We start from the raw sequence: 8533 nt of genomic DNA, 5'->3' as shown, positions 1-8533 counted from the left end.
CCTGATGGACGAGGCGCAGCCCAACGCGTTCGCGACCGGCCGCAATCCCGAGAACGCTGCCGTTGCCGTCACCACCGGCCTGATGCACCAGCTCAGCCGCGAGGAACTCGCCGGCGTGATCGCGCATGAGCTTGCGCACATCAAGCACCACGACACGCTGCTGATGACGATCACCGCGACCATCGCGGGCGCGATCTCGATGCTGGCGCAGTTCGGCATGTTCTTCGGCGGCCCCCGCGACAACAACAACGGCCCGGGCATCGTCGGCTCGATCCTGATGATGATCCTCGCGCCGCTCGGCGCCATGCTGGTGCAGATGGCGATCAGCCGCACCCGCGAATATGCCGCGGACAATCTCGGTGCGCGCATCGTCGGCCAGCCGATGTGGCTGGCGTCGGCGCTGGTGAAGATCGAAGGTGCCGCACATCAGGTCCCGAACTTCGAGGCCGAACGGAATCCCGCGACCGCGCACATGTTCATCATCAATCCGCTGTCGGGCCACGGCGTGGACAATCTCTTCGCCACCCATCCCTCGACGCAGAACCGCATCGCGGCGCTCCAGCAGCTCGCGGCCGAGCTCGGCGCGCAGGCGGCGCCGTCCGTCGGCGCCAACGAAAACTATCCGCCGGCGAGCCCGTGGGGCCGTTCGTCTTCGCGTGGTCCTTCACGTGGTCCTTCACGTGGTCCCTGGGGCTGAACCGGTAAGGATTTGCGCGGGGCTTTGTGACCTGGCGCACACAGGATGGTCCCGGCCGGTGCTAACACCTCGCCGTGACACTTCCTTCGAAAGGGGATGCGTGGCCGGCCCGTTACCGGTCACCGTCGAAGATGACCAGAGCTGCCGTACCATTGCTGATCGTCCTCTGCGTGCTCGTCGGCCTGTCCACGCACATGGTCGTCAATTGCGGGGACGAGGACGATCCCGACGTCTGCGCGGCCGTGATCGGTTTCTCGCCGCTCCGCGGCTCGCTGATCGCCTTTGCCTATGAAGGGCGCGGGCGGATCGCGCTGCGCCACGGCGACTTCAGGCGGGCGATTGCCGATTTCGACGAGGCCATTCACCTCAATCCCAACCGCGCCTCGCTCTATCGCGACCGCGCGACCGCGCGCCGGCAGAGCGGCGACCTCGAGCTCGCCATTGCGGATTACGACGAGGCGATCGCGCATGATCCCAGGCTCGCCGCGCCCTATCACCAGCGCGGTCTCGCGCTCGCCGCCACCGGCGATCTCGATCGCGCAATCCTGAGCTACAACACGGCGGTCCGTCTCGATCCCTCCGATGCGCAGGCCCGCCTCGATCGTGGCCTGGCATTCCTCGCCCGCGGCCAGGCCGACGATGCGCGCGCCGATTTCGAAGCCGCATTGGCACTGCCCGCCGGCAAGGACGTCCGCACGCGCGAGGCAGCGCGCGCCAAGCTCGCCGAACTCGCCAGCGCCGAGCCGACCCGGCTCGACGCGCCACGGCGGTGAGATTTTTTGCGCGATTCTCGCCTTCTTCCCCTCTCCCCCTGCGGGAGAGGGTGGCTCGCCGCGATAGCGGCGAGACGGGTGACGGGTATCTATCCGCGCGTAGAAATCTCGCAGACGAGTTCGCTGAAGCAACCCCTCATCCGGCGCCACAGCCGAAGCTTCGCTTCGGCGTTCTTAAGAACGGCGGCTGAGGCCGCCTATGCCACCTTCTCCCGCAAGGGGAGAAGGAAGAAAGCGCAGCTACTTCTTCTTGGCCTTCGCCTTCGCGGCCTTCTTCACCGGCTTCTCCTTCGCCGGCTTCTTCTCCACCTTCGCCGCGATCGGCGTGCTGGCCGCGATTCGCATCGATCGCGCGTAGCTGTCGGCGACGTTGTCGGCGGACATCTGGAGGCGCTTGGCGGCGGCGGTGGCCTGCTCCATGGTGGCCTTGGCCATCATCTTGAAGCGGTCGCCGGTCTCCTTGCCCTTGGCCTTGGCCGCAAGGCCGTTGAAGCGATCCCGCCGCTCCTTGGCGCGGGTCATCAGGCCCGTATGCAGCTGTCTGGCCAGTTGCCGGATCACGACATCCAGGTCGGCGTCCGCCATGTTCTTCTATCCCCTTGAAAACAGTATCGATGCGGGCGGGACTATGCAGATCGGGCCCCGCCTTGGCAATTCCCGGCCGGGCGTCATCCGCAGCTTCCGGTTACCAAAACAAAAAAAGCCGCGCATTTCGCGCGGCTTTTGCCGGGTTGGTGCAGATGGCTACGTCCGCCTCACTTCAGCGAGGCCACCGGGCCGCTTGACGCGGCCGGGTCGGGATCGAAGCCGAACACGCCGACCAGGTATTTGTAATAGTCCGGCATCTTCTCCTTCAGCGTCTCGCGCGACTTGGGGTCGTGGAATTCGCTCTTTCCGGCCAGGAAGATGCTGGCGGTCACGGCGAAGAACTCCATGGGATTCTTCAGCGCATAGGATTCCTTGGGCAGGAGGTCCTTGGACTTGGCCAGCGCGTAATAGCCGATCACGCCCTTGTTGGCGTAGCCGTCCGGCAACAGGCGCGCGTGATAGGCGTGCAGGAGCTCGTGCAGCAGCACCGCCTCCTTCTCGTACCGCATCATGTCCGGCCGCAGCATGATCACGCCGAGCCCCGAATCGACGGCGAGGTCGATGGCGTTCGGATTGGTCCAGCGCTGCTTGTTGGGATCCCAGACCGTCAGCGTCCGGGGAACGGTGCGCTGCATGTCCGGCGTGACCCTGCCGTAGCATGCGGTCGCGGCGCCCTCGTCGAGGCAGGCCAGCTCGTTCGCGACGATCGGGACGGTGTGGAAGAAGCGCAGTATGCGCGGGGAGAGGCCGACGCCTTCGACGACGTCGATCTGGCGCTTCAGATTGTCGGTGAGCTTGTCGACATCCTTGCGATCGGAATTCTCCGACAGGTCGAACATGTAGCCGCGGTAGCTCTGGAAGCCCGGCGGCAGCGCCTGCGCTGCCTCAGCGGGCGCATCGAGCGGTCCGGCATTGGATGGACTGGCGAAAAGCGCGCCGACGATGGTCGCGGTCAGCAGCAACGCAATGCGCATGATGAACCCCCTGATGTCACTTCGCCCGGCAGAATAGGCCACCGTTGTTTGCGAAAAGTGAGTGGGGCGAGACTAGGGCGGCGATGTTGAGGCGTGCTTAACCGTTGGTTGCAGATCGCTCAGGCGGATTAGTGCAGGGTTAACCAAGGAGGGTATCCGGGCCCCGTGCTTCGGCGTAACATCCGGTCCGGGTACAAAGCCCACATCAATAGCCGGGAGGAGGAAGTCATGTATGCCGCCATCCGTCAGGCCAAGGCGAAAAGCGGGAGCGCGGAGGAGCTGGCGCGCCGCATCAAGGACGGCGCCGTTCCGATCATCAGCGACGTCGACGGCTTCCGCGCCTACTACGTCGTCTATGCCGGCGACGACACGGTCACCGCGATCTCGATCTTCGACAAGTTCGAACAGGCGGAGGAGGCGAACCGGCGCGCGATCGCCTGGATCGAGAAGGATCTCGGCCCACTGCTCGCCGGCGACGCGCGCGCTGCCGCAGGGCCGGTGATCGTGCATACGCTGGCGTGAGTTGCTGGCTGCCGCCACACATTCCGCTGTCATCGCCCGCGAAGGCGGGCGATCCAGTACTCCGAGACGGCCGTGATTGAACCGAGAAGCTGCGGCGTACTGGATGCCCCGCCTTCGCGGGGCATGACAGCAGTGTGCTTTACAACTCCCGTGCGTTCGAGAACGCGAACGAACTCACGCGCCGCGTCGTCTCGTCCAGGATCAGCGTTCGCGTGATCGGCGGCTCGGCGCGCTGGGCGCAGTTTTCGCGCTCGCAGAGGCGGCAGTTGACCCCGATGGGCGTGCCTTCCGCCTTCTCCAAGTCCATGCCGGCGGCGTAGACGAGGCGCGCGGCGTGGCGGATCTCGCAGCCGAGGCCGATGGCGAAGCGCGGCTGCGGCAGCGGGTGCGGCGCCACCGGACGGCGCACCATCTGCGCGATCGAGAAATAGCGCGTGCCGTCGGAGAGCTCGATCACCTGTTTCAGCAGGCGATCCGGCGTGTCGAAGGTCGAGTGCACGTTCCACAGCGGGCATGTGCCGCCGAATTTCGAGAACGGGAAGGTGCCGGAGGAAAAGCGTTTCGAGACGTTGCCGGCATTGTCGACGCGGAGCAGGAAGAACGGAATGCCGCGCGCGTTCGGCCGCTGCAAGGTGGTGAGGCGGTGGCAGACCTGCTCGAAGCCGGAATTGAAGCGCTGCGCCAGCACGTGGATGTCGTAGTTCAGCGCTTCGGCTGCGGCGAGGAACGCGGGGTAGGGCATCATCACCGCCGCCGCAAAATAGTTGCCGAGCGTGATGCGGAACAGGCGCCGCGGCGCGTCGTCGAGCGGGCCGGCGCGGCCGATGATGGTCTCCAGCTGCTGCGCGCATTCGCCAAGGCCGAGCTGGAAGGCGAGCTGGAACGCGCGCCCGGGCGGGTCGACCAGCTCCGAGATCAGCAGCTGGCGGCGGTGGCGGTCGAAGCGCCGCAGCGTCTCGCGCATCACGTCGACAGGCATGATGCGGGTCTGGACCGAATGCTTTTCGCGCAGGCGTGCGGCCAGCGCCGCATAGAGCCCTTCGGCCGGCACGTTCAGTTCGTCGCGCAAGGCTTCTGCAGCCTGCTCGAGCTCCGGAAAATAGTTGCGGTTGGCCTCGATCAGCTCGCGCACCCGCTCGACYGGATTCGTCTCGTAGCGGGTGCCGACGTCGCGGTCGGCCATTTGCGCGGCCGCCAGCGTCTCGCCCTGACGGGCCTCGGTATAGGCCGCGTACAGCCGCTGCAGCGCATGGGTGACGCCGGGGCAGAGCTCGGCGAGGTCGCGCAGCTCCTGCTTGGGCACGTCGATCTGGCGGAACAAGGGATCGGAGAAGATCTCGTTGAGCTCGGCGAAGAACCGGTCCTCGTCGGCGGTGGCGAGGTCGCGCAGGTCGAGGTCATAGGTCTCGGCCAGCCGCAGCAGGATCTGGGCGGTCACCGGGCGCTGGTTGCGCTCGATCAGGTTGATGTAGCTCGGCGAGATCCCGAGCCCCTCGGCGATCTGGGTCTGCGACAGCCCCAATTGCTGCCGGATCCGCCGGAAGCGCGGGCCGACGAACAGTTTCTTCCCGGATTCGGCGGGCATTTTTCAGATCTCCAGGGCGATTAAGGACAGTTTTGCTGACCTATAACTTTACAAACTTTACAAAATAACATCTATTACATGTTCTGATGTTACATGACATCACCAATAAAAAACAAGCCATCTATACGAAGTTTCCGTTTTCGCGTTTAGCTCCTGACACGCATCTCGCAATGCACTGTCAAGAATGTCGATGGCCAGACATCGTCATCGTCAGCGAAAGGATCAGGCACATGAACTATCAGCCCCGTGGCATCAGCACCTTCCAGGCTCCGGCCTCGTATCAGAGCGAGATCGATGCAGCCCAGGCACTCCTCGAGACCCAGCCGACCTGGAACGGGGTGACGGCCGAGCACATCGCGCGCATGCGCCTGCAGAACCGCTTCAGGACCGGCCTCGACGTCGCCCGCTACACCGCGGCGCTGATGCGGGCCGACATGGCCGCCTATGACAGCGATCCCACCAAGTACACCCAGTCGCTGGGCTGCTGGCACGGCTTCATCGCCCAGCAGAAGCTGATTTCGGTCAAGAAGCATTTCGGCAAGACCGATCGCACCTACCTGTATCTGTCGGGCTGGATGATCGCGGCGCTGCGCTCCGAGTTCGGACCGCTGCCCGACCAGTCGATGCACGAGAAGACCTCGGTGCCGGCGCTGATCGAAGAGCTCTACACCTTCCTGCGCCAGGCCGACTCGCGCGAGCTCAACGACATCTTCCGCAACCTCGACAAGGCGCGCAAGGAAGGCGACAAGACCCGCGAGAAGGAGTTGATCGAGAAGATCGACAACTTCCAGACCCATGTCGTGCCCGTCATCGCCGACATCGACGCCGGCTTCGGCAACGCGGAAGCGACCTATCTGCTCGCCAAGAAGATGATCGAAGCGGGCGCCTGCGCGCTCCAGATCGAGAACCAGGTCTCGGACGAGAAGCAGTGCGGCCACCAGGACGGCAAGGTCACCGTGCCGCATGACGTCTTCCTGGCGAAGATCCGCGCCTGCCGCCACGCCTTCCTCGAGCTCGGCGTCGAAGACGGTATCGTCGTGACCCGCACCGACTCGCTCGGCGCTGGCCTGACGCAGCAGATCGCCGTCAGCCACAAGCCCGGCGACATCGGCGACCAGTACAACAGCTTCCTCGATTGCGAGGAAATCACCGCGGAGAACGCCCGCAACGGCGACGTCATCATCAACCGCAACGGCAAGATGATGCGTCCGAAGCGGCTGCCCTCCAACCTCTACCAGTTCCGTCCCGGCACCGGTGAGGACCGCTGCGTGCTCGACTGCATCACCTCGCTTCAGAACGGCGCCGACCTGCTCTGGATCGAGACCGAGAAGCCGCATATCGAGCAGATCGCCAAGATGGTCGATCGCATCCGCAAGGTGGTTCCGAACGCGAAGCTGGCCTACAACAACTCGCCGTCGTTCAACTGGACCCTCAACTTCCGTTGGCAGGTCTACGACGCGATGAAGGAAGCCGGCAAGGACGTCAGCAAGTACAACCGTGCCGAGCTGATGAAGGCGGAATATGACGACACGCCGCTGGCGAAGGAGGCCGACGAGCGCATCCGCACCTTCCAGGCGGATTCGGCCAAGCGTGCCGGCATCTTCCACCACCTGATCACGCTGCCGACCTACCACACCGCGGCGCTCTCGACCGACAATCTGGCCAGGGAGTACTTCGGCGAGCAGGGCATGCTCGGCTACGTGAAGAACGTCCAGCGCGCCGAGATCCGTCAGGGCATCGCCTGCGTGAGGCACCAGAACATGGCCGGCTCCGACATCGGCGACGACCACAAGGAGTACTTCGCCGGCGAGGCTGCCCTGAAGGCGGGCGGCGCCCACAACACGATGAACCAGTTCGGCTAACGCACCACGCTATCCAAGAGGAGACTGACAATGACCAAAGGCAGCAATTTCTGGGTGATCGGCGGCGAGTTCGGTTCGATGAACTTCCACAAGCTCGTGGAAGGCTCGGCCCAGGTGCAGGGTCCGTTCAAGACCCGCAAGGAAGCCGAAGATGCCTGGCGTACGGTCTCGGAAGAGAACCGCCACAAGGCCGGCGTCCGCTTCTCCATCGTGGAAGAGCCGTCGCGGGTCTCGGCCTGACGGCTGCCTGACCAATCAAGAAGACGTCCAAGGACGGAGGGTCCCATCCGGCGCAAGCCGGGTGGGATCGTCTGTTTTTGGCACAGGTGAGACAGCTGTGGGCGCCGTAAGTATTTGGAATTGTGGACCCTTTGCGGACGGTTTGGTTGCTGATAGGTTAATGGAGGCAAGTGAGGACGAGGCCGACAATGTCAGAGCCCGAGACCAGCGGGACCCATCCCAGCCAGCCGCGCCCGGTGCGGCTGCGCGACGCGCTGTTGCGGGCGCGGATCGAGGCCGCCGACCGGACCGGCGTCGTCGTCGACTTGCGCGATGCCGAGGTGGCGCGGCTCGAGATCCTCAACGACGCGCTCGATCCCTTGTTTGCACAGGTGCCCGAGCAGATCGACCTGTTCGACCGCGGCATCAGCCAGGGCGATACGCCCCGACTCTGGATCGACGTCGTCGCGCACATCATGATGGGGCGCGACAAGCGGATGTACCGCTTCGTCCAGGACACCCGCTTCGGCCGCATCGTGCTCGCCGAATCGCACGACACTTCCGTGATCGTCGAGGCCGTCACCGACTATGTCGCGCGCCGCATGATCGAGCGCGAGCATGCGATGGTCGTGCTGCCCGAGCCGAAGCCGGAGGCCGCGGAGCGGCCGGCCCGCTCGCGCGTCTGGCCGTTCGTGTTCGGCTTCATCCTCGGCGCCGCCGCCTTGTTCGGCGTCGCCGTGCTGGCGGCCCTGCGGAGCTGGTGAATTTCCCTCCGTCGTCATTGCGAGCGAAGCGAAGCAATCCAGGAATCTTTCCGCGGAGGGACTCTGGATTGCTTCGCTTCGCTCGCAATGACGGTGAACTAAACCAGCCTTGCGTGCTTGATCTCTCGGATCTGAAATCCGGATCCGAGTCCGCGCACCGTCTGCTCGCAGCGCCAGCCGGCGTTGTCCTTCTCGATCGTGAACAGATTATACGCCGCCGCCGGGTAGCGCCCGTGTGCGAGCGCGGACGCCGACGGCACGCCGATCGCGGGTATGTTGCCGTTGGGCCCCTCGAACCACATCGTCGAATGAATGTGGTCGTGGCCGTGCAGGACCAGCTCGACGCCGTGGCGCTTCAACAGCGCCAGCAGATCGGCCGCGTCCGTCATCCGCTTCTGGCGCGCATCGGACTTCAGGGGATGATGCACCAGCAGCACGCGGAAGACGTCCTCCGCCGCGAGCCGCTCGAGAACCTGTTCGAGGGCTGCGAGCTGATCGCGCCCGAGCGTGCCCGTCGCCATCAGCGGCAGGGTCGGCACCGCCGTGGAC

General features: G+C 64.9%; 10 protein-coding genes. 6 read left to right on the top strand and 4 right to left on the bottom strand.

What is annotated here, in order from left to right:
- Both AC1D00_RS15575 and AC1D00_RS15570 read left to right on the top strand, forming a co-directional pair.
- Positions 1 to 697, top strand: a 697-nt coding sequence (locus AC1D00_RS15575; RefSeq protein WP_477011285.1) for a M48 family metalloprotease, incomplete at its 5' end; no start/stop codon positions are given.
- A 131-nt stretch (positions 698 to 828) separates the two neighbouring features.
- Positions 829 to 1470, top strand: a complete 642-nt coding sequence (locus AC1D00_RS15570; RefSeq protein ID WP_477011284.1) for a tetratricopeptide repeat protein — start codon at positions 829 to 831, stop codon at positions 1468 to 1470.
- A 240-nt stretch (positions 1471 to 1710) separates the two neighbouring features.
- Here the strand turns inward: AC1D00_RS15570 and AC1D00_RS15565 are convergent, their stop codons facing one another.
- Together AC1D00_RS15565 and AC1D00_RS15560 are read right to left on the bottom strand one after the other, a co-directional pair.
- Positions 1711 to 2055 (bottom strand): hypothetical protein, encoded by a 345-nt coding sequence (locus AC1D00_RS15565; RefSeq protein ID WP_135177911.1) that lies wholly within the window; start codon positions 2053 to 2055, stop codon positions 1711 to 1713.
- 170 nt (positions 2056 to 2225) lie between these two features.
- Entirely contained in the window at positions 2226 to 3032 is an 807-nt protein-coding gene (locus AC1D00_RS15560; protein ID WP_477011283.1) for a hypothetical protein, read from the bottom strand.
- A gap of 228 nt (positions 3033 to 3260) precedes the next feature.
- On the opposite strand from AC1D00_RS15560, the gene AC1D00_RS15555 reads away from it, so the two are divergent.
- Complete coding sequence (locus AC1D00_RS15555) at positions 3261 to 3554, top strand: antibiotic biosynthesis monooxygenase (protein ID WP_027543691.1); 294 nt, start codon at positions 3261 to 3263, stop codon at positions 3552 to 3554.
- 139 nt (positions 3555 to 3693) lie between these two features.
- Here the strand turns inward: AC1D00_RS15555 and AC1D00_RS15550 are convergent, their stop codons facing one another.
- Complete coding sequence (locus AC1D00_RS15550) at positions 3694 to 5139, bottom strand: helix-turn-helix domain-containing protein (RefSeq protein WP_027543690.1); 1446 nt, start codon at positions 5137 to 5139, stop codon at positions 3694 to 3696.
- 230 nt (positions 5140 to 5369) lie between these two features.
- Between AC1D00_RS15550 and AC1D00_RS15545 the strand changes: the two genes are divergently transcribed.
- The 3 genes from AC1D00_RS15545 (at position 5370) to AC1D00_RS15535 (ending at position 7984) form a co-directional block, all read left to right on the top strand.
- Positions 5370 to 7001, top strand: coding sequence for an isocitrate lyase (locus AC1D00_RS15545; RefSeq protein ID WP_135177909.1), 1632 nt, complete (start codon positions 5370 to 5372; stop codon positions 6999 to 7001).
- 30 nt (positions 7002 to 7031) lie between these two features.
- Positions 7032 to 7241 (top strand): DUF4170 domain-containing protein, encoded by a 210-nt coding sequence (locus AC1D00_RS15540; RefSeq protein ID WP_018323282.1) that lies wholly within the window; start codon positions 7032 to 7034, stop codon positions 7239 to 7241.
- 188 nt (positions 7242 to 7429) lie between these two features.
- The gene (locus AC1D00_RS15535) at positions 7430 to 7984 is read left to right on the top strand and encodes a hypothetical protein (protein WP_027543688.1); all 555 of its coding nucleotides are present in this window, start codon (positions 7430 to 7432) and stop codon (positions 7982 to 7984) included.
- A gap of 98 nt (positions 7985 to 8082) precedes the next feature.
- Here AC1D00_RS15535 and AC1D00_RS15530 read toward each other — a convergent pair.
- Positions 8083 to 8533 (bottom strand): metallophosphoesterase family protein (locus AC1D00_RS15530; protein WP_477011282.1); only part of this gene is annotated, 451 nt, incomplete at its 5' end.

This window comes from Bradyrhizobium sp. P2_E8 (assembly GCF_056403875.1).
Note: the sequence above shows the minus strand (reverse complement) of the source record. Positions and strands in the feature narration are given on the sequence as shown.